The 330-nt window shown below is 64.2% G+C and carries 1 protein-coding gene; it reads left to right on the plus strand.

What is annotated here, in order from left to right:
* Nucleotides 1-232, plus strand: a 232-nt coding sequence (locus tag EN804_RS35675; RefSeq protein WP_135922380.1) for an isochorismatase family protein, incomplete at its 5' end; no start/stop codon positions are given.
* Between the last annotated feature and the right edge of the window lie 98 nt (nucleotides 233-330).

The following is a 330-nucleotide window of genomic DNA, read 5'->3' on the forward strand; positions in this document are numbered from 1 at the left end:
GCTCGGCGCCGAGCAGCTGGTCTTTGCCGGCGTCACAACCGAGGTCTGCGTGCAGACGACGATGCGCGAGGCCAACGATCGCGGCTATGAGTGCCTGCTCGCCGAGGACGCGACGGAAAGTTATTTTCCCGAGTTCAAGGCGGCGGCGATCGCTATGCTCAGGGCGCAGGGTGCCATCGTCGGCTGGACGGCGACAACCGACCAGGTGCTCGAGGGAATTGCCAATGCCTAATCTCGCTTTTGCCGGCCTGCTCGATGGTGGCTGGCGCGATCTGGCGTTCGAGCATTTTCGCGACGGCATCAGCGTGCACTGGCTCCTCAAGAGCGGGC

This window comes from Mesorhizobium sp. M8A.F.Ca.ET.161.01.1.1 (assembly GCF_004792105.1).
In the GTDB taxonomy this organism is placed as follows: Bacteria; Pseudomonadota; Alphaproteobacteria; order Rhizobiales; family Rhizobiaceae; genus Mesorhizobium.